Genomic DNA, 18,453 nt, shown 5'->3' with positions numbered 1-18,453 from the left:
CCACTTGGTCATATGTGTCAATGTGGGGCTTCGGCGACACCGAGTACGGTTGGATGTCAGACGCGTACCTCAGCAATGGCGGCGCCACCAATCGCTGTTAGTCAAGTCGTCCTCGAACCGTGCCACTGGGGGGATTCATAGAATCGTTCCAGGCCGCAGAGATTGTCTTGGACTCAGAATCGACGCTTGGGATCCCGGATACCGGTGGCCCGACCCCTGATGCCCATCGTCGCCGCTGCAGCCGGCGCCACCAGCCCAGGTGAGGGTGCTGCAGCAACCTCGACGCTCCGCCTCTCATCCCGTCTGCCGGCGGCCCGCCCTCCTAGGGAGCGGGCCGCCGCTCGGCCCGCCACGTCACGACGGACTTGACGGCTCGTACGGACGCCGGCGGGTCGGGCGGTGGCCTGCTCGGCTCGCCTGGGTCGACGGCGGGCGGGATGACTCCCACCGCCACATCCACGGACCGCAAGCCGCCGATGGCCGCGGCCATCCTGGAGCCGGAGCGCCCCCGCCGGAGGCGTTTTGCGACAGAGCACCGGACAGCACCGGCTCGGCCAGATCTGGGCGCCTCAACCGACGTAGCAGGCTCCGCGTTCCTCGCCGAGTCGGGAGCCGTCGAAGCGCAACCATCCGCTGTTGTGCACATGGCCGGGCAGGTGGTTGACCTCTTCGGCTTGGTCGAGCGCCCGCCGGCATCCGCCGAGGTCGCCGAGGCCCGCGAGAGGTCGACAGCGCACTGTCACCGTTCTGCGCCAGGCCGGCGGCAACGTCCAGCATCGGTGCGGCGTGCCGAAGGGTGCGCTGCCGCCGAGCGAGCGTCACGGTGAGCGATGGAGTTCGACGCGCGGTCATGCCGATGAGCGTGCTTCACCAGCTGTTGACTCGGACCGCGACGTGAGGGCTCCGAGGTATCTGCCACCGCATCTCTGTACCTCCTCGATCGAGACGGGGTGGTGGAACTGGCCTGTTCAGGTCGCGTCTTCTGGATCTTGGCGGGTGGGATCGAAGGTGAGGTTGAGTAGTTCCAGGCCGGTGACCGGCTGGAAGCCGATGTCGGTGTAGAGCGTCAGAGCGGGGGTGTTGTGGGTCTCGGTTTGGAGTGAAATGCGATGCGCGCCAGCGGCACGGGCGTTGTGGATGACGTGCTGGAGCAGGGCGTTCGCGATACCGCTGCGGCGGTGGTGCGGGGCCACGTAGAGGTCGCGGATCGACCATGAGGTGCCCAGCATGAGCGATGCCGGCATGATCGTGACCGTGATGAAGCCGCAGACGTGATCAGATCGGGTGGCGGCAGCGGCGGAGAGCCGGTGTTGTGCGAGTTGGTCGTGCAGCCAGGAGCGGGTGATCTCTGGGGTTGACGGTTGGCCGTAGTGCGCCCGGTAGTCGTCGAACAGAGCAGCTACCTGATCGAACGCCGGATGGGCAGAGGCTATCGGCACGACCGTCGTCGTCATGCCGCAAGTGTGGCCGACCGTCAATCCAGAGTGTCCGTTGGCACCGGACCACGTCAGCGAGCGCCCGTCGATACGGTCGATTGTGGCCGTGAACCTTCGAGTAGGCCGCTATTCTCGGCCGATCCAGGTGGCGACGCACGCCTCGTTGCCCTCGGCGTCGGCCAGGACCCACCACTTCGGTGCGTGCGTATCAGAGACCAGCTGGCCGCCCGCAGCCAATGCGGCGGCGATGCGGGCGTCGGCCTGATCATGCGGGACGGCGATATCAAGGTGCATGCGGTTGCGTTGTGGGCGCCGGGCGTCCATTGGCTGCAACCCGAAGCCCGGACCCCGGCGCACCGGGTCGGCCAGATAGTCGTCATCGACGTGGCGGTAGCCCAGCAGCGTCCGCCAGAACGGCAGCACGTCCGCGCCGACGAGGGCGTCGAGGGTGACGTTGACGAGCTGCACGGCGTCGGGTCGGCGGGGATGTCCAGTTCCCTGGCGGCAGCCGAGATTCGCCGGGCCAGCGCAACGTCGCGCGACAACAGGGACACCGTGACGCCGGCATGACGCAGATCGACGTTGACGTACTGCTGCTCCGCGCCACCGACGAGGCGGCCGACCTCATCGACGAGCGCTATGCCCTTGGCCAGCGAGCCGGTGCGGAAATACGCCGAGACCACGTGGTAGAGGCAGCGTCAGTCCTCGACACCGCCGGCCGCGTGGAACTGCCCGGCCGTGATCTGCACCGTCATGCCGGCGAACCTAGCATCGGCCGCGCGACGGAGCGCACCGTGGCTCTCGCACTCACTGGTCGGCGGTGCACTCTCATGCCGCGATCCGGGCGCGTTTGGGCGCCCTTACATCGAGCCAACGTCCGATGCCCCGGCCGAGCGGCCGGGGCATCCTTGATCGTCTACTCGAACCCGAAACCAGCTTCCACGATCAGTGACTGACCAGTCGCGTTTCGCGTTTGCAGTTCTGTGACGTGCCCCCGGCAGGATTCGAACCTGCGACACACGGTTTAGGAAGGCGACTGAGGCAGCGTGCCGGAAAGCGCCATGAGCTGGGCGCCTGGCCAACGCATTCGCCGTGTGCATCAAGATCATTGCACTTACTCTGCACACTGAGCACCAACGCTCAACGGACAGGACCCTCGCCGAATCGGCCACCGCTGATAACGGTGTCAGTCTCGATCTCGACAGCCGTCCACACATGGGAGCAGAAGTTGTCGACTGCAACACCTCCATCGTCCAGGAGGGCGACAGCCAGCGCCACCAGATCCCTCCGGCGCGAGAGTCGGTAGTTGATCTGCACGGCCCACTCAGGCCGCTGACCGACGGCCTGTTCAAGGTTCGCCATGTCCTCCGGCTCCCAGTCCTGGTACAGGCCGCTCGCCACATCCATCAGCCAGATAAACAGCCGAGTGTCTGTAGCCCAGCCGCCATGCCCCGCTACCGCCAGCTCGTCGAGAAGTCGGACGGCCTCGGACCGTGGTACAGCAGGGAACACGAAGGCGTTCTCACTCATCCCGCCAAGGTACAGAACGTCAGTTTGACCGCTTGGGACACCGGCTACTGGCACGTGGCTGGCACGGCTGCACGGTGGGCGCGCGGTTGTCCGGCGACGTGCGCTTACCGCCCCCGGCCTTTCGGGCTGGGGGCGGCTTGCCGTGTCGCCAGCTCTCCGTGCGCCTTGACCACGATTCCCGGTGGCAAGCCGCGCAGCGGCGCGGCAGCGATCGCCCCCGCCCCGACGGTGGTCCGGTGCCCGCGATCGTCCGGCCTCGCTTGGCACTCAACCTCTCGGCAACACTTCGGCCGCCCGTACCCTACGTCTGTGCGAGTCCACCAGTACGCGTACTTCGCCCTGCGCTCCGAACGGCTCAGCGCCCAGGAGATGACGGCCCGCGTAGGGCTGGAACCGGACCGCGTCATGGTGCGGGGCAGTCGTATGCCTGAGATACCCATCCCACGTGCACATGGCTGGGAGGTCACCTGCCCCCTCTCGGCAAGTCCCCTCGACGAGCAGGGTCTCCTGGCTCCTTGAACGACTCGCGCCCTACCAGGACCGCATCAGGGCGCTGGTCGTCGACCTGGATCGTCTTGAACATGGCTCCACCGCCTGCCTGCATCTCGTTCGACATCTCGCGGCCGAGGAGCCTGCGGCTACTTCAGCATCGACTACAGCGATGCCAAACCACGGTGGGCCTGGGCTTGGATGGCACCTCGGCCAACCCGTGTTGACCTTCCTCGCCGAGACCGGAGCCGCTCTCGATGTAGACGAGTACGAACTGAGCAGTTGAGCTGAGAGCATGCCCGCCGTGCCGGCCGATGCCGGCCGGAGGCCGCCAGCAGGCCGAGTGCGGCGGGCGGGCCGCGCTTGCGCGGCCCCTTGATAAGGCGTCCGTGCCGTTGTCGGCGCTGGCAGAGGCCGCGGTGGTGCGTCCGGCGTTGGACACCCTCGGGTTGACGTTGGACGGGCGGCCGGCGGCGGCGTCGACGACCAGGCGGCGGCGCTCGGTCTTCTACAACGTCCTTCAGTACGCCGTCGAGCTGGAGCTGTTGGACTTCAACCCGGTCGACAAGCTGCGGGTGCGGTCGAGTCGGCGGAAGGTGGCCGGCGAGGTGGATCGGCGCGTGGTGGTGAACATTCGGCAGGCGCGGGAGCTGTTGGTCGGGGTTACGTAAGTCGGCCAGCGCGGGAAGAACGGCCGGCGCGGTGAGCGCCTGGTCGCCTTCTACGCCTGCCTGTACTTCGCGGCGTTGCGGCCGAGTGAGGCGATGGGTCTGCGGGAGCGGGACTGCCACCTTCCCGAGAAGGGCTGGGGCCTGTTGACGGTGGAGAAGTCTCGGCCGGCGGCGGGTAAGCGCTACACCGACAGCGGCGAGGTGCACGACGATCGCGGACTCAAGCACCGGGGCGACACCGAAGCGCGGGAGGCGCCGATCCGCCGGAGCTGGTGGCAATCCTGCGGGCGCACATCGACCGGTTCGGCGTGGCCGCCGACGGGCGGCTGTTCCGCAGTGACCGGGGCAACGTGGTGGCGTCGTCGACGTACTCCCGGATCTGGGAGGAGGCGCGGACGTTGAGCCTGACCCCGGACCGGGTGGCCTCTCCCCTGGCCGGGCGGCCCTACGACCTGCGGCATGCCGGGGTGTCGCTCTGGCTCAACGCCGGGCTGCCGGCGCCCGAGGTCGCGCAGCGGGCCGGGCACTCCGTCGATGTCCTGCTTAAGGTGTACGCGAAGTGCCTCGACGGGGACCGAAGTCGTATGAACGAGCGGATCGAAGCGGCGCTGTGTCGATGACTCGGCTTGCTAGACGTCGATACGGTGACTCTTTGTGACAGCAGCCAGTGACAACCCGCCTCCTGCAACAGAAGATGACGCCGAACTGGATGACCTCGCGGATCCGCTTGCTACCTGGGCAAGAGCAAGCGCCCTGTTGCTGGGTATTGCTGGCGGAGGCTTCGGCTGCTACGCCGTCTTCGCCTCGGACAACCAAGCCGGTACGGCGTTCCTGCTTGTCGCCAGCGTCGTGCTGCTCCTACTCGGCCTGCAAGGTACGCCGCTACGCAGCCTGGGGGGTGGCGACTATCAGATTCAACTGGCCCGGCTTCGACTCCGTGCTGTACGGGCGATCGACAAGGCCGCGCGGCAGGAATCCCCTGAAGTTGCGGCGGCGGTCGCCGATGCTGTCGGATCGATCGATCCTGGTGTCGCCATCAGCCGTCCACCTTCGCTCCTTTACTCCCAAGCAGTAGGGCAGGCGATCGGACGAGTAGGCGGGTCGATCGACCCAACGCATCAGGACGGGCCTGGAGACCGTGGCGTAGATGCCCGCGTTCATCTTGGAAGCGGCAAGGTAAATGTCCAGGTCAAGTACCGAAGCCGAGGCGCGCTCGGTCTTCGTGACATCGCAACGGCATCTGCCAAGATGCGCGCTAGTGGTTTCGACGGCGGCCATCTCATCGTCACCAACGCTCCGCTCTCCGAGGAGGCTCGTCAGCACAACTCGGAGGCGCAACCAGAGCTAGGAGGCGTGGAGGTCATCACATGGAACGATGAGCGGGACGATGGCCTCCTCGCCCGCGCTTTGGCTCGCAACGCCCGCTGAGATACCAGGCACGAGGGGCCGTGGCTGACGCCACGGCCCCTCTCGTTTGCAGGGCTGCTGGCCTGCCCAAAGAGCCCTGCAAGAGAGCCCAAGATCATTGCACGTACTCTGCACGGACGGCTGCAACCGGCGGCCCAGGGTGGCATTCAGCTGCACAGGTCGAGCGATCGACGCAGAGGCGTATCCGCAGCTCAGTGGCCGTTTGGCTGATCTTCGAGGTGCCCCCGGCAGGATTCGAACCTGCGACACACGGTTTAGGAAACCGATGCTCTATCCCCTGAGCTACGAGGGCGCGAGCGCCTAGTCTAGCGACCGGGGGTTCACCTGGGGTGGCAGGGAGTGGCCCACGTTCGCCTGCGTTCCCCGGACCGCCGTTCTCCCAGCCCAGGGCCACATCTCAAGCACACGAACCCAGGCTTGCGGGCCGGCGGCCTGCTTCGGTGACCCGCGTTGGCACCGGTTCACCCGGGGTGGCATCCGCTGGAGGAGTCTCGCGATGCCGTGGCGAGCGCATGAAACGCCGAACGGCGGCCCGCTGAACCAGTCGGGCCGCCGTTCACAGAGTCTGGATCAGAGCGGGCGGATGTTCTCCGCCTGCGGGCCCTTCTGGCCCTGCGTGATGTCGAACTCCACCTTCTGGTTCTCGTCGAGGCTGCGGAAGCCGCTCGCCGAGATCGCGGAGAAGTGGGCGAAGACGTCTGCGCCGCCATCGTCCGGGCTGATGAATCCGAAGCCCTTGTCGGCGTTGAACCACTTCACGGTGCCTGTAGTCATGTCTGCTCCTTCGCAGGCTGTTAGGGACCGCACTGTGCGGACCCCTACGCCGCCGCGTTGATCACCCGCGCCGAAACGACACGAAAAACGAAAGGCGCCTGGATGGGTCTCAGATGCCCCATCAGGCGCCGGAAAACGTCTACGGAAATCAAAACTGCAACTCGACTACCGTAGCATATCACCGGCCGTCGATCCCGTGGCGGCGAGTGGACCGACCCCCGGCACGGTCATCCACAAACGCCAGCGCTCGGCGCGCCCGACCGCCTCGCCCGCGGCGAAGGACTTCGGAGGGGATCCCGCAGGGTCCCGAGCCGGGCTGGCCGATCAGTACCCGGGACCACGGGCACCACGCGGCCGCGGTCGTGCGACTCATCCGGATCGGGACCATCGCCGAGACGGGGGTCCCGCTGGCCCCGGGTCAGCGAACTCCTCGACGCCGACCCGGACACGTCATCCCTCGCCTCAGGCCACAGCCCCGCCGCCAGCCGAGACTCCCCCGCTCGGGCAACAAAAAACCTGTACCCAGTCTCCTAGACTTTCTGGATCGGCTCGTTTAAGGTTGCTCCTGTTGATGGATGAGCACGTGAAGACGAAGACGGGCTGACCGGCTGCGATGTCGCGACGGTCAGAGGTGGGGATCGGTGCAGGTGGCCGCTCCCGCCAGAACGGCGGTAGAGGTATGCAAGCCCCTGATTCGCATGATGGGGCGCCGCAGGTGGGGCCGAGGCACGTTCAGGGCTCCAGCTGACAGTTCGCGCGCGTGTGGAGCCATGACGTTGCGTGGGGCTCTCACGCCAACTGACAGTTCGGCAAGTAGAAGCAGAGGAAAGGGAAGGTTCTACACCGTTGGATCGCCCGCTACCGGTCGCTGTTGGGGCCGGGCGGACACCGCAGTTTCCATCGAACGAGAGGTGGTCTCCGGTCACGCTTACGCGATCCTCGCACCTGAAGCCTGCACGAATGGCTGGTGTGGACAGGACAAGCCGACGCGTCTGTCGGTAGATGGTGTTCAAGACCCGTAACCCTGGGCCCCGGCGCGTGAGCGCCGGGGCCCTCGACGTGGAGGTGACATGGGCCGAGGTCCCGATGACATGTTCGGCGACGAGGATTTTCCCGCGTACACGATTGGTCGGGCCGCGGAGATCGTCGGTACCACGCAGGAGTTCCTGCGCAGGTTGGACGAGGCGAAGCTGATCGATCCATACCGTTCGTCCGGCGGGCACCGCCGCTACTCCCGCTATCAGCTGCGGCTGGCCGCGAGGGTCCGGGAGATGGTGGACCAAGGTACGGCGCTGGAGGCCGCGTGCCGGATCATCATCCTCGAGGACCAGCTCGAGGAGGCCCTGCGGCAGAACCGGCACCGCCAGTGACCGCCTTGCGCTCGAGGTGAGTTGTCGCGAGCCACGGCGGACCCGCCGCACCTCGGTGCTGAGCGCGGCGACGGCCTGTCCCCTCCTTCCCGCACACCGCCGGAGGTCGCCGATCGGGGTGTGCGGCCGGATCGGCCATCCCCTGCGCGGGCACCTGCGCAGGCAGGCTCCTTGCTAGGCTTGCCGCCGACGAGTGAACGGGGCGGCCTTCGCCCTGCCTGCCCACCTCCGACGGCGCGGGACGTCGACCTCGGGCACGGGCCCACACCGTCGAGCGTCAGGCATCAACGGCCCGTCGCCACCACGGACCACAGCTACGTAGACGTTGCATGGAGCCACTCTTGACTGCCGATCTGAGCAAGACCATCGTCGTGTGCGTACCCTTCGCGGGCGCCGGTGTTTCGTTCTTCCACCCGTGGCGCGAGCTCGCCGGTCGCACGCTGGAGATCCTTCCGCTGCAACTGCCGGGCCGGGAACGCCGGATCGACGAGGAGCCCCTGCGGGACGCCCGCGCCGCCACGGAGAGCCTGCTGACCGACCTGCTTGATGTGGTGACGGCACCGGCGCGGGTGGCGGTGTTCGGGCACAGCCTGGGCGCGGTCCTCGCGTACGAGCTGGCGCACCGGCTCACCGGGCTCCCCGGGTTCGACGTGCGGCACCTGTTCGTCAGCGGGTCGCCGCAGCCGTCGGTGCAGCGGTCCCGCCGGATCACCGGGCTGCCGGACGACGACTTCCTGCCCGGGGTCGCCGAGTTCGCCGGTTTCGACCACGAGGCGCTGGACGATCCCGAGGTGCGTGAGCTGGTGCTGCCGACCCTGCGGGCGGACGTGGAGATGCACGAGAACTACCTGCCCAGCACCACCGAACCCCTGCCGGTGCCGATCACGTCGCTGCGGGGGGTCGAGGACAGCCTGGTGAGCGCCGACGATGCGGCCGGTTGGTCCAAGGCGACCGACCGGACCTTCACGTACCACGAGGTTCCGGGCGGCCACATGTACCTCGTCGACGCCGCACCCCGGGTCGTCCAACTCTTCACGTCGACCCTTGACTGAGCCGAGCCGCGGCCGCCTGGAGGGCAAGGTCGTCCTGGTCACCGGCGCCGCCCGCGGCCTCGGCAGGGCCACCGCCGTGGCCTGCGCGCAGAACGCGGCGGACCTGGTCCTGCTCGACGCCTGCGCGGACCTGCCCGGGGTTCCGTACCCGCTCGGGACCGCCAGCCAGCTCGCCCACACCGCGTCGCTGTGCGGCCAGGCCGGTGCCGCCGTGCTGCCGGTTACCGCCGACGTACGCGACATGGCCGCACTGAGGGCGGCGATCGAGCGCGCCGTCGACCGTTTCGGCCGGATCGACGTGGTGGTCAACAACGCCGGCATCGCGGCGCCCTCCGGCAAGCCGATCCACGAGATCGACGAGGACGAGTGGGCCCTCATGATCGACGTGGACCTGACCGGCGTGTGGCGGATGATCCGGTTGGTGGGTGCGCAGATGTGCGCCCGCCGGTCCGGCAGCATCATCAACATCGCCTCCACGGCCGGCCTGGTCGGCTACCGCAACTTCGCCGGCTACGTCGCCGCGAAGCACGGCGTCATCGGGTTGACCAGGGCTGCCGCGCTCGACTACGCGCCGATGAAGGTGCGGGTCAACAGCATCTGCCCCGGCTCGGTGCGGGACACCCCGGAGGTCGAGGGCCGGATGCTCGCGGAGATCGCCAGGTCGCTCGACGTGCCCGTCGCGGACCACGAACAGACATTCGTCGGCGCCCAACCGATGAACGCGCTGATCGAGCCCGAGGACGTCGCCGCGGCGGTGGTGTTCCTGGCCAGCGACGAGTCCCGTCAGGTCACCGGGTCCGTACTGACCGTGGACGGCGGCTTCTCCGTCCGTTGACCACACCGAGGAGAGCAGTGGTGTCAGGCCTGTCGTGTCACGCCGTACGGGTCCGGTTGGCCGCGCCAGCCGATCCGTCCTCTGTCGCGGCCCAGCTGTCCGCTGTGGGCGACGTGCCGCTGTGGGTGCAGGAGTGCCCGTTCCCCGCCGCGCACCCGGCATCGGTCCGGCTCCGCGAGCGGGAGCTGGCGCGACCGGTCGCCGGGGCGCGCGCCGTCCTGCTCCGCTACTCCGACGGGGTGGGCGACCTGCTGGTGCTGGCCGACCGGGAGCGGCTCGGGGTCTCCGCGCTGCGCGACCTGGCCGCCGTCGTGCGGGGCGTCGCGCCGGCCGCTGCCGACGAGCCGGCGGCCGGCGGCACCCACGTCGGCCCGACGTCGGTAAGCGCCGGCCCACCGCCCAGTTGGGGAATGGGCGACGGAGACGGTACGGGTGACGGGACGGTGTGCCGTACGGTTCCCGCCGACGAGGCCGGCACCCCGGCCAGCTGGCTCGCCGCACTGGCCGTCACCCTGGACGGGTACCGGGGCCACGACGCCACCGGACAGGTGCTGATCGGTGTTGGCGCCACCGCGCTTCAGGTGCGGCTGGAGGGGACGCTCGGCGACCTGCGGAGCCGGCCAGCGAGCGGACCGGTCGCCGCCACGCTCGACACGGCGGCGCTCGTCGCGGCGGTCGGCGACGAGTACCGGCCCGGACGCCTAGCCGGAGTCGCCGTGGCGGTCACCGTCCAGTCCACTCCGGACGGCGGCGTCGAGGTGCGCTGCGACCACTCCCTGCGGGACGTGTCACCGCCGCAGGCCGCCCAGTTCGTCGACAGTCTCCGGCACGTACACCGGCAGGTGCTGACGCGTCCCGAGCTGCCCGCCACGGAGGTGGACCTCCTCGATCCGGACGCGTCGACCCGGGTGGTGGCCCTCGGCCGCCCCACGCCAGCGCTGGTCACCACCCCACGCCCGGTGCACGAGGCGTTCGGCCTGGTGGCGGCCGCCCATCCGGAGGCCGTCGCGCTCACCGACGACGGGGACTCGCTGACCTACCGGCAGCTCGACGAGCGGTCCACCAGCATGGCGTACGGGCTGCGGCTCGCCGGCGTCCGACGGGGAGACCGCGTCGGCGTCTGCCTGGAGCGTGGGGCCGAACTGGTCTGCACCCTGCTCGCCGTCCTCAAGGCCGGCGCCACCTACGTGCCGGCCGACCCGGCGTACCCGTCCGAACGGCTGGCGCACACCGCCCGGGACGCCGGGGTCCGGCTCGTCGTCACCCGGCTCGACGGGTTCCCGGCGGTCGTACCCGTGGTCCGGCCGGCCGACCTGGTGGCCACGCCCGACGACGAGCCGCTCCCCTCGGTCGGTCCGGACGACCCCGCGTACGTCATCTACACCTCCGGATCCACCGGCCGCCCCAAGGGCGTCGTGGTGCCGCACCGCAACGTCGTCGCCCTGGTCGACGCCACCCGCGACGAGTACGGCCTCGGCCCGACCGACGTGTGGACCCTCTTCCACTCCAGCGCCTTCGACTTCTCCGTCTGGGAGATGTGGGGCTGCCTGCTGACCGGTGGGCGGCTGGTGGTGGTGCCGTTCTTCGTGTCCCGGGAGCCGGAACGGTTCCGGGACCTGCTGGTGGCCGAGCGGGTGAGCGTGCTCAGTCAGACGCCGTCGGCGTTCGCCCAACTCCTCGACGTGCCGCACGACGAGGTGGTGGCCCGGTTGGTGGTGTTCGGCGGCGAACCGCTCGACACCCGGATGCTGCTGCGCTGGCTGGACCGGCACCCCGAGTCCGCCTGCCGGCTGGTGAACATGTTCGGCATCACCGAGACCACGGTCCACGTCACCGCGCAGACCCTGGACCGGGGGCACGCCCTGTCGGCGTCCAGGTCCGTCGGGCCGGCGCTGCCCGGCTGGCACCTGTACGTGCTGGACGCCGCCGGCCGGCCCGCGCCGGTGGGCGTACCCGGGGAGATCTGCGTCGGCGGTGTCGGTGTCGCGGCCGGGTACCTCGACCAGCCGGAGCTGACCGATGAGCGTTTCGTGCCGGACCCGTACGCCGAGGGCCGGATGTACCGCAGCGGCGACCTGGGCCGGCTCCGGCCGGACGGCGCCCTGGAGCACCTGGGCCGGATCGACAGCCAGGTGAAGGTGCGCGGGTTCCGGATCGAACTGGACGAGATCCGGTCCGTGCTGCTGGAGGACGCGCGGGTGCGGGCGGCGGCAGTGGTGGTCAGCCGGGACGACGCCGCCGATGCCGCCACCGCGCGGCTGCACGCGTACGTGGTGACGGAGGCGGACCCCGCCGAGGTCCGGCGTCGGGCCGCGACCGTGCTCCCGGACTACATGCTGCCGGCCACCGTCACCGTCGTACCGGCGTTGCCGCTGACCCCGAACGGCAAGCTCGACGCCGACCGGCTCCCCCCGCCGGCCCAGCCCGCCCCGGTGGCCGCCGCCGTGCCGGCCCCGCCGACGCAGTCCGCCGCCGGCCCGGACGACCTGGCCACCGTGCTGCGGACGGTCTGGAGCGAGGTGCTCGGGGTGGCCGTGGGTGACGACGACGACTTCTTCGAACTCGGCGGGAACTCGCTGCTGGCGGTGCGGATCAGCGCCGCGATGCGGACCCGGGGGATGACGCCGGTGCCGCTGCGTCAGCTCTACCGCCACCCCAGCATCCGCCGGCTCGTCGGTCACCTCGACGCGCAGCCCGCCGGCCGCTAGGCCCGGCCCCGGGCGCGGTGCGGACGGGCCGACCGCCCCCGGGGGACCTGGTGCGATGTCCTCAGTCGACCGGCCGCGCGTCGGCCACCAGGACCGTGACGTTGTCCCGGCTGCCCGCCGCGATCGCCGCCCGTACCAGCGCCGCGGCGCACTCGTACGGCTCCTCGACGGTGCTCATCAGGTGCGCGATGGTCTCGTCGTCCACCTCGTCGGTCAGGCCGTCGCTGCACAGCATGAACCGGTCGCCTTGCAGGTGGGACAGCACGGTGATGGTCGGATCGACAGGTGTCCCCTGGAGGGCGCAGGTGACCAGTGCCCGGTGCGGGTGGGTGCGCGCCTGCTCGGGCCGGATCACCCCCTGGTCGACGAGCGCCTGCACGTACGTGTCGTCCCGGGTGAGCTGGTGCAGACGCCCCTCGCGCAGCAGGTAGCACCGCGAGTCACCGACGTGTCCGACGACCATGCGGCTGCCGGCGGCGAGCAGGGCCGTCATCGTCGTACCCATGCCCTGACGCTCGGTCGACCCGGCCGCCGCCGCCCCGATGGCGTCGTTGGCCCGGTTGAAGGCGGCGTGCAGCGCCGCGACCGGATCGTTGTCGCCGAGGCGCTCCATCGGCTCCAGGGCGCGGACGGCGAGATCGCTGGCGACCTCGCCGTCCGGCATCCCACCCATGCCGTCCGCGACCACCGCGAGCCGCCGCCCGGCGATCGCGACGTCCTCGTTGTTGGTCCGGTACGGCCCGGTGTCGCTCACCACCGCGCTGACGAGCGTCAGAGCCACGTCCGTGTCCTTCCTCGTGTCGTCGATCGGCCGGCGGGCTGGTCAGGCCCCGCCGGGGCCGGTCTGCGCCACGTCGAGCGCCGCCTGCTCCAGCCGCTGCCGTACCTCGGGGGACAACCGGGGTGACAGGGCCGCGCCCAGCGACCGTGGGGTCGGGTGTTCGAAGATCGTGCGTACGGAGACCCGCTGGCCGAGCAGCTCACCGACGGTCGTGGCGAGTTGCATCGCCAGCAGCGAGTAGCCGCCCGCGGCGAAGAAGTCGTCGTCGTCGGTGAGGTCGTCGCGTTCCAGCAGCTCGGCGAAGATCGCCCCCAGCAGGTCCACGAGCGGGTCGGCCGCCGGTTCCCCGCCGGTCGGGGCGACACCGTCGGCCACCGACGCACCGTCGTCCAGCACCAACTCGGGGCGCTGGTGCGGCAGCAGCCTCCGCCGCAGGTGCTCGGTCAGCCCCTGCCGGTCGGCCGACGGGTCGAGGACGACCTCCGCGCGCACGACGCGTGCCCCCTCGGGCCCGACCACGGTGACCCGGCTCTCCCGGACTCCGGCGTAGCCGGCCAGTTCCCGCCGCACCAGGCCCAGGTCGACCCGGGCCCCCCGGACCCAGACCTCCTCGTCGACCCGGCAGACGACTTCCAGCCGGCCGTCGCGCCGCCGCCGGGCCAACTCCCCGGTGGGCGTACGGCTGCCGTCCGGCCCCTGCTCGTACACGGCGCCGACCACGCCCGGCGGGACCGGCTCGCCGTGGCCGTTCAGGACCAGCCGGCCGTTCACCGTGGTGTCCGCGCCGACCAGCGGGAGCGTGGCCACCGGCCGGTCCGGCTCGGCGAGCACCGCGTCGAGCAGCCCCAGCCACGAGTCGGCGACGAGCCGCACGGTCTCCTCGTCGAACAGGTCGCTGCGGTACGAGAAGCCACCGGTGATCTCCTCGGGGCCACCGGTCAGGAAGAGCCCCAGGTCGAACTTGGCGGTGGTGAGGGTGGTCGGCCACTCGGTGACCTCCAGGCCCGGCAGTCCGGCCGCGTCCCGGGCCGGGTCGTCGACGGTGAAGGCGACCTGGAACAGCGGGTTCTGCAACGGGTGGCGGGGTGGGGCGAGTTCCTCGACGATCCGCTCGAAGGGCAGATCCTGGTGCGCGTACGCGTCGAGGGCGACGTCCCGGACCCGGCCGATCAGCTGGGCGAAGGTCAGCTCGCCGTCCACGTCGACCCGCATCGGCAGCATGTTCACGAAGAACCCGATGAGCCGTTCCACCTCGACGCGGGTGCGGTTCGCCGACGGCACCCCGACCACCAGGTCCCGCTGCCCGGTGAAGCGGTGCAGCAGCAGGTGGTACGTGGCGAGCAGGGTCATGAAGACGGTCGCCTGGTGCCGCCGGCCCAGCCGGGCCAGCCCCTCCGCCGTCGCCGCCGGCACGGTCACCGGCACGAAACCGCCAGCGTAGCCGGTGAGGTCGCCGTGCGGCCGGTCGACGGGCAGGTCGACGACGGCCGGCGCGTCGGCGAGCGCCGCACGCCAGAACCGGGCCTGCGCCGCGCCCAGCTCGCCGTCGAGCAGGGCACGCTGCCAGACCGCGTAGTCCGCGTACTGGACCGGCAGCGCCGGCAGCTCGGCCGGCTCGTCGCGCAGCGCGGCGGCGTACGCGGTGGACAGCTCGTCCAGCAGCACGTGCCCGGACCAGCCGTCGGTGGCGATGTGGTGCGCGGTGACCAGCAGGACGTGCTCGTCCGTGGCGAGACGCAGCAGCCCGGCCCGTACCGGTGGCGCCGCGAACAGGTCGAACGGCAGGTGCGCGTCCTCCTCGACGTGTCGCCGCGCCGCCGCCTCCCGCGCGTCGACGGGCAGCCCGGCGAGGTCGACGACCTCCAACGGCTGCGACCGTACGGCGGTGACCTGCTGCTGCACCTGACCGTCCACGGAGACCAGCACGGTACGCAGGACGTCGTGCCGGGCGAGCACCGTGTCCCAGGCGCTCTGCAACGCCGGGAGGGAGAGCTCGCCGCGCAGCCGCAGCACCGTCGGCACCAGGTACGTGGCGCCCTGCGGGTCCAGGTGCTCGTGGAACCAGAGCTGCTGCTGGGCGAAGGAGAGCGGGTACGGTCGGCCCGTGCTGCGCTCACCAGCGGTGATCGGCGGAGCGGTGGGCATGCTCGACCGCTCCCGCCGTACCCGGTCGATCTCGGCGGCGAGGGTGGCCACGGTCGGCGCGTGGTAGATCGACCGCACCGGCAGTTCCAGGTTCCAGCCCTGCCGGACCCGGGCGACGATCTGGGTCATCAGCAGGGAGCTGCCGCCGAGGGCGAAGAAGTTGTCGTCGACACCGAGCTCGGTCACCCCCAGCACGTCGCACCAGACGGCGATCAGCAGGTCCTCGGTGGGGCTGACCGGCCGGCGCTGCGTCGGCGCCGTCTGCTCGGCCGGATCGGGCAGGGCCCGCCGGTTGAGCTTGCCGTTGGCGTTCAACGGGAACTCGTCGAGTGTGATCACGACGGACGGCACCATGTAGCCGGGCAGGGTGGCGCGCATGTGCTCCCGCAGCGCCTCGGCGTCGGACCGGGTGCCGGCGCGGAACGTCGCGTAGCCGATGAGGCGGGCGTGCCCGGTGGCGCCGTGGTGCACCAGCACGACTGCCTGGTCGACCGCCGGGTGCGCCCGCAGCGCCGACTCGATCTCCCCCAGTTCGATGCGGTACCCGTTGACCTTGACCTGGTTGTCGGCCCGCCCGATGATCTCCAGGATGCCGTCCGGGCGGTAGCAGGCCAGGTCGCCGGAGCGGTACAGGCGGGAGCCCGGGATCCCGCTGAACGGGTCGGGCAGGAACCGGTCGGCGGTCAGGTCCGGACGGCGGTGGTAGCCCCGGCCCACGCCGTCGCCGCCCACGTACAGCTCCCCGGCGACGCCGATCGGGCAGGGCTCGAACCGGTCGTTGAGCACATAGATCTGGGTACGGTCGGCCGGCCGGCCGATGGGGACGATGCCGGTGAGGTCGTCGCCGACCTCCTCGCCGTCGAGCGTGGTGTTGTCGATCGACGTCTCACTGAGACCGTACGCAGCGATGATCTTCGTGTCCGGGCGGCAGAGCCCCCGGGCCCGCAGGTAGTCACCGGCGTACCAGATGTCACTGCCGGCGATGAGCAGGTCGAGGAAGTCCATCCGGCCGCCCACCGACTCGACGTGGTCGACGAGCGCGGCGAGGATCGGCGTGATGAACTCGGCGCTGTTGACCTCCTCGCGCAACATCAACGCGTACAGCCGGTCGGGCGCCATCACCACGTCGTGCGGGCACACCACCAGGGTGGCACCGGTGAAGAGGGCCCGGGTCGCGTCGGCGATGAAGATGTCGAACGCGTAGCTGGTCATCTGGAGGTGGACCCGCATCGGGGTCCGGGTCAGGTAGCGCTCCCGCCAGAACGTCACGTAGTGGACGTAGTTGGCGTGGGTCAGCATCGCGCACTTCGGCACCCCGCTCGAACCCGAGGTGTAGAACATGCAGGACAGGTTCTCCGGCGTGGTCGCCGTGGGCGGCTTGCTGGTCGGGCACTCGTCGATCAGCTCCGCGTCCCGGTCCAGGCAGAGCTGCCCGGCCGCGCCGACCGGCAGGGTGTCGCGGACCGTCTCGTCCACGATCAGCACGTCGACCCGCGAGTCGGCGAGCATGAAGGCGAGCCGCTCGGCCGGGTAGCCGGGATCGAGCGGTACGTAGACACCACCGCTCTTGAGCACCCCGAGGAACGCCACGATGGTGCCGGCGGTGCGGTCCATGCAGACGCCGACGCTCGTCTCGGCCCGCACCCCGCGACGCTGCAACGCGTGAGCCAGCTGGTTGGCCCGCCGGTCGAGCTGGGCGTAGGTCAGGCGCTCCTCGCCGGCCACCACGGCGACGGCGTCCGGAGTCGCGGCGGCCTGCGCCTCGAACAGCTCGTGCATGCACACGGCCGGCGGGGTCGCGGTGCCTGTGGCGTTCCACTGGCCGAGCATCAGCGCCCGCTCGTCGGACGTCAGCATGCCGAGGTCGTCGAACCGCCGGTCCGGCGTGGCGACCGCCTCGCCGAGCAGTTGACGCCAGTGACCCACCAGCCGCGCCACGGTCGCCTCGTCGAACAGGTCGGTGCAGTACTCCGCCTCCACCCGCAGCCCGTGCGCGGTGCGCAGGACGTCGAGGCTCAGCTCGAACTTCGCGGTGGTCCGCGGGTCGTCCATGCCCTCCACGTCCAGGCCGGACAGCTCCGGGGTGCCGAGCACGTCGTCGCCCAGCAGACCGAAGGAGACCTGCGCCAGCGGTGAGTAACTGGGATCCCGCTCCGGCTGCACCGCCTTCACGATCTGGTCGAACTGCACCTCGCCGTGCTCGATGGCCCCGGACAGGCGGTCCGACACCCGGTCGAGCAGCTGCCGGAACGTCCGGCCCTGCCCGGCGTCGATCCGGACCGGGACGGTGTTGATGAAACAGCCGATCAGGGCGTCGTCGGCGGCGTCCTGCCGGCCGAGCAGCGGCACGCTGACCGCGAAGTCCTGCTGGCCGCTGTGCCGGGCCAGCACCGCACCGAAGCCGGCGAGCATGGTGGCGAAGAGCGAGACACCCTCGGCCTCGCTGAAGGCGACCAGACGCTCCTCGAACGACCGGTCGAGGTCGACCCGGAGGCAGGCGCCCCGGTGGGACTGGACGGCCGGGCGGGGCTGCGTCGTCGGCAACTGGAGCCGGCTCGGCGGCTCGGCGAACGTCTCCCGCCAGTAGGTGACCTGGTCGGAGAAGTCGGCCGAACGCTGCCGGGCGACGAAGTCCGCGTACCGGGCCGGCAGCGGCGACAGGGCCGGCGTCTGGCCACGCGTGTACGCCTCGTAGCAGACCCGCAGCTCGTCGAGGAGCACGCCGCGGGAGCCGCCGTCGAAGACGATGTGGTGGCAGACGACGACGAGGACGTGCTCGTCCTCGGCGAGACGTGCCACGGCGACCCGGATCAGCGGCCCGGACACCAGGTCGAAGGCGGCACCGCACACCTCGTCCACGAGAGCGTCGAGCGCCTTCGCGCGGTCGTCGCCGGTGCGGTCGTCCAGGTGGTGCAGCTCGACCAGGCCGACCGGCACGGTGGGGGCGACCACCTGGACGGGCACGCCCTGCTCGTCGGGGAAGGCCGCCCGGAGCACGTCGTGCCGGCGGACGATCTCCCGGAAGCTCGCCTCCAGGGCCGCCAGGTCGAGCGGGCCGCGCAGCCGGAAGAGCATCGGGATGTGGTAGAGCGACGTGCCCGGCTGGAGCCGGTCGACGAACCAGATCTGCTGCTGCGACAGGGACAGCGGCAGCTTCTCGATCGTGGTCCGGGCTCGCCGGGGCGTCGGCCGGGAGGCGCTGGAGGTGACGGTCATGACGATTCCTTCGACGAC

General features: G+C 70.5%; 14 protein-coding genes, 1 tRNA gene and 1 pseudogene. 8 read left to right on the top strand and 8 right to left on the bottom strand.

The genetic code is table 11. From position 1 onward, the window contains the following. Positions 1 to 519: 519 nt before the first annotated feature. The 4 genes and pseudogenes from ABZS77_RS04165 to ABZS77_RS04150 form a co-directional block, all read right to left on the bottom strand. Positions 520 to 804 (bottom strand): annotated as a pseudogene (locus ABZS77_RS04165) (transcriptional regulator); the annotation flags it as partial. A 164-nt stretch (positions 805 to 968) separates the two neighbouring features. Next, on the bottom strand, positions 969 to 1,454 hold the full coding sequence (locus ABZS77_RS04160) for a GNAT family N-acetyltransferase (protein WP_354816780.1): 486 nt from the start codon (positions 1,452 to 1,454) through the stop codon (positions 969 to 971). Positions 1,455 to 1,562: 108 nt separating this feature from the next. Continuing rightward, positions 1,563 to 1,904, bottom strand: coding sequence for a VOC family protein (locus ABZS77_RS04155; RefSeq protein ID WP_354816777.1), 342 nt, complete (start codon positions 1,902 to 1,904; stop codon positions 1,563 to 1,565). Between the two features lie 672 nt (positions 1,905 to 2,576). After that, a complete protein-coding gene (locus ABZS77_RS04150) occupies positions 2,577 to 2,966 on the bottom strand; it encodes a hypothetical protein (protein WP_354816774.1) in 390 nt (129 codons plus the stop codon). On the opposite strand from ABZS77_RS04150, the gene ABZS77_RS04145 reads away from it, so the two are divergent. The 4 genes from ABZS77_RS04145 (at position 2,883) to ABZS77_RS04130 (ending at position 5,554) form a co-directional block, all read left to right on the top strand. Beyond that, on the top strand, positions 2,883 to 3,485 hold the full coding sequence (locus ABZS77_RS04145; RefSeq protein WP_354816771.1) for a DUF4279 domain-containing protein: 603 nt from the start codon (positions 2,883 to 2,885) through the stop codon (positions 3,483 to 3,485). The genes ABZS77_RS04150 and ABZS77_RS04145 overlap by 84 nt on opposite strands. A 365-nt stretch (positions 3,486 to 3,850) precedes the next feature. Continuing rightward, positions 3,851 to 4,126, top strand: coding sequence for a hypothetical protein (locus tag ABZS77_RS04140; RefSeq protein ID WP_354816768.1), 276 nt, complete (start codon positions 3,851 to 3,853; stop codon positions 4,124 to 4,126). A gap of 272 nt (positions 4,127 to 4,398) precedes the next feature. Beyond that, the gene (locus ABZS77_RS04135) at positions 4,399 to 4,746 is read left to right on the top strand and encodes a hypothetical protein (protein ID WP_354816765.1); all 348 of its coding nucleotides are present in this window, start codon (positions 4,399 to 4,401) and stop codon (positions 4,744 to 4,746) included. Between the two features lie 34 nt (positions 4,747 to 4,780). Next, entirely contained in the window at positions 4,781 to 5,554 is a 774-nt protein-coding gene (locus ABZS77_RS04130) for a hypothetical protein (RefSeq protein WP_354816762.1), read from the top strand. A gap of 219 nt (positions 5,555 to 5,773) precedes the next feature. On the opposite strand, the gene ABZS77_RS04125 is transcribed toward ABZS77_RS04130, so the two are convergent. Both ABZS77_RS04125 and ABZS77_RS04120 read right to left on the bottom strand, forming a co-directional pair. Further along, a tRNA-Arg gene (locus ABZS77_RS04125) sits at positions 5,774 to 5,846 on the bottom strand. 278 nt (positions 5,847 to 6,124) lie between these two features. Then, positions 6,125 to 6,328, bottom strand: a complete 204-nt coding sequence (locus tag ABZS77_RS04120) for a cold-shock protein (protein WP_013283833.1) — start codon at positions 6,326 to 6,328, stop codon at positions 6,125 to 6,127. 1,070 nt (positions 6,329 to 7,398) lie between these two features. On the opposite strand from ABZS77_RS04120, the gene ABZS77_RS04115 reads away from it, so the two are divergent. The 4 genes from ABZS77_RS04115 to ABZS77_RS04100 all read left to right on the top strand — a co-directional run bounded on the left by ABZS77_RS04115 (position 7,399) and on the right by ABZS77_RS04100 (position 12,293). Then, the gene (locus ABZS77_RS04115) at positions 7,399 to 7,698 is read left to right on the top strand and encodes a MerR family transcriptional regulator (protein ID WP_354816759.1); all 300 of its coding nucleotides are present in this window, start codon (positions 7,399 to 7,401) and stop codon (positions 7,696 to 7,698) included. 341 nt (positions 7,699 to 8,039) lie between these two features. Continuing rightward, positions 8,040 to 8,750 carry an alpha/beta fold hydrolase gene (locus ABZS77_RS04110; RefSeq protein WP_354816756.1) on the top strand — a complete coding sequence of 237 codons (711 nt, stop codon included), beginning with the start codon at positions 8,040 to 8,042 and terminating at the stop codon, positions 8,748 to 8,750. Then, complete coding sequence (locus tag ABZS77_RS04105; protein WP_354816753.1) at positions 8,743 to 9,585, top strand: mycofactocin-coupled SDR family oxidoreductase; 843 nt, start codon at positions 8,743 to 8,745, stop codon at positions 9,583 to 9,585. Before ABZS77_RS04110 ends, ABZS77_RS04105 begins: the two co-directional genes overlap by 8 nt. A gap of 20 nt (positions 9,586 to 9,605) precedes the next feature. After that, positions 9,606 to 12,293, top strand: a complete 2,688-nt coding sequence (locus ABZS77_RS04100) for a non-ribosomal peptide synthetase (RefSeq protein ID WP_354816750.1) — start codon at positions 9,606 to 9,608, stop codon at positions 12,291 to 12,293. A gap of 61 nt (positions 12,294 to 12,354) precedes the next feature. Here ABZS77_RS04100 and ABZS77_RS04095 read toward each other — a convergent pair whose 3' ends face one another. Together ABZS77_RS04095 and ABZS77_RS04090 are read right to left on the bottom strand one after the other, a co-directional pair. After that, entirely contained in the window at positions 12,355 to 13,074 is a 720-nt protein-coding gene (locus ABZS77_RS04095; RefSeq protein WP_354816747.1) for a protein phosphatase 2C domain-containing protein, read from the bottom strand. A gap of 42 nt (positions 13,075 to 13,116) precedes the next feature. Further along, on the bottom strand, positions 13,117 to 18,435 hold the full coding sequence (locus ABZS77_RS04090; RefSeq protein WP_354816744.1) for an amino acid adenylation domain-containing protein: 5,319 nt from the start codon (positions 18,433 to 18,435) through the stop codon (positions 13,117 to 13,119). Positions 18,436 to 18,453: the final 18 nt, after the last annotated feature.

It is taken from the genome of Micromonospora sp. NPDC005298, from assembly GCF_040607375.1.
Classification (GTDB): Bacteria; Actinomycetota; Actinomycetes; order Mycobacteriales; family Micromonosporaceae; genus Micromonospora.
This window is presented reverse-complemented; position numbering and strand designations above follow the sequence as displayed.

Coding starts and splice junctions, on each gene's coding strand:
- ABZS77_RS04160 (WP_354816780.1), bottom strand. CDS start 1,454: ATGACGACGACGGTCGTGCCGATAGCCTCTGCCCATCCGGCGTTCGAT.
- ABZS77_RS04145 (WP_354816771.1), top strand. CDS start 2,883: ATGCCCCGCTACCGCCAGCTCGTCGAGAAGTCGGACGGCCTCGGACCG.
- ABZS77_RS04150 (WP_354816774.1), bottom strand. CDS start 2,966: ATGAGTGAGAACGCCTTCGTGTTCCCTGCTGTACCACGGTCCGAGGCC.
- ABZS77_RS04120 (WP_013283833.1), bottom strand. CDS start 6,328: ATGACTACAGGCACCGTGAAGTGGTTCAACGCCGACAAGGGCTTCGGA.
- ABZS77_RS04115 (WP_354816759.1), top strand. CDS start 7,399: ATGGGCCGAGGTCCCGATGACATGTTCGGCGACGAGGATTTTCCCGCG.
- ABZS77_RS04090 (WP_354816744.1), bottom strand. CDS start 18,435: ATGACCGTCACCTCCAGCGCCTCCCGGCCGACGCCCCGGCGAGCCCGG.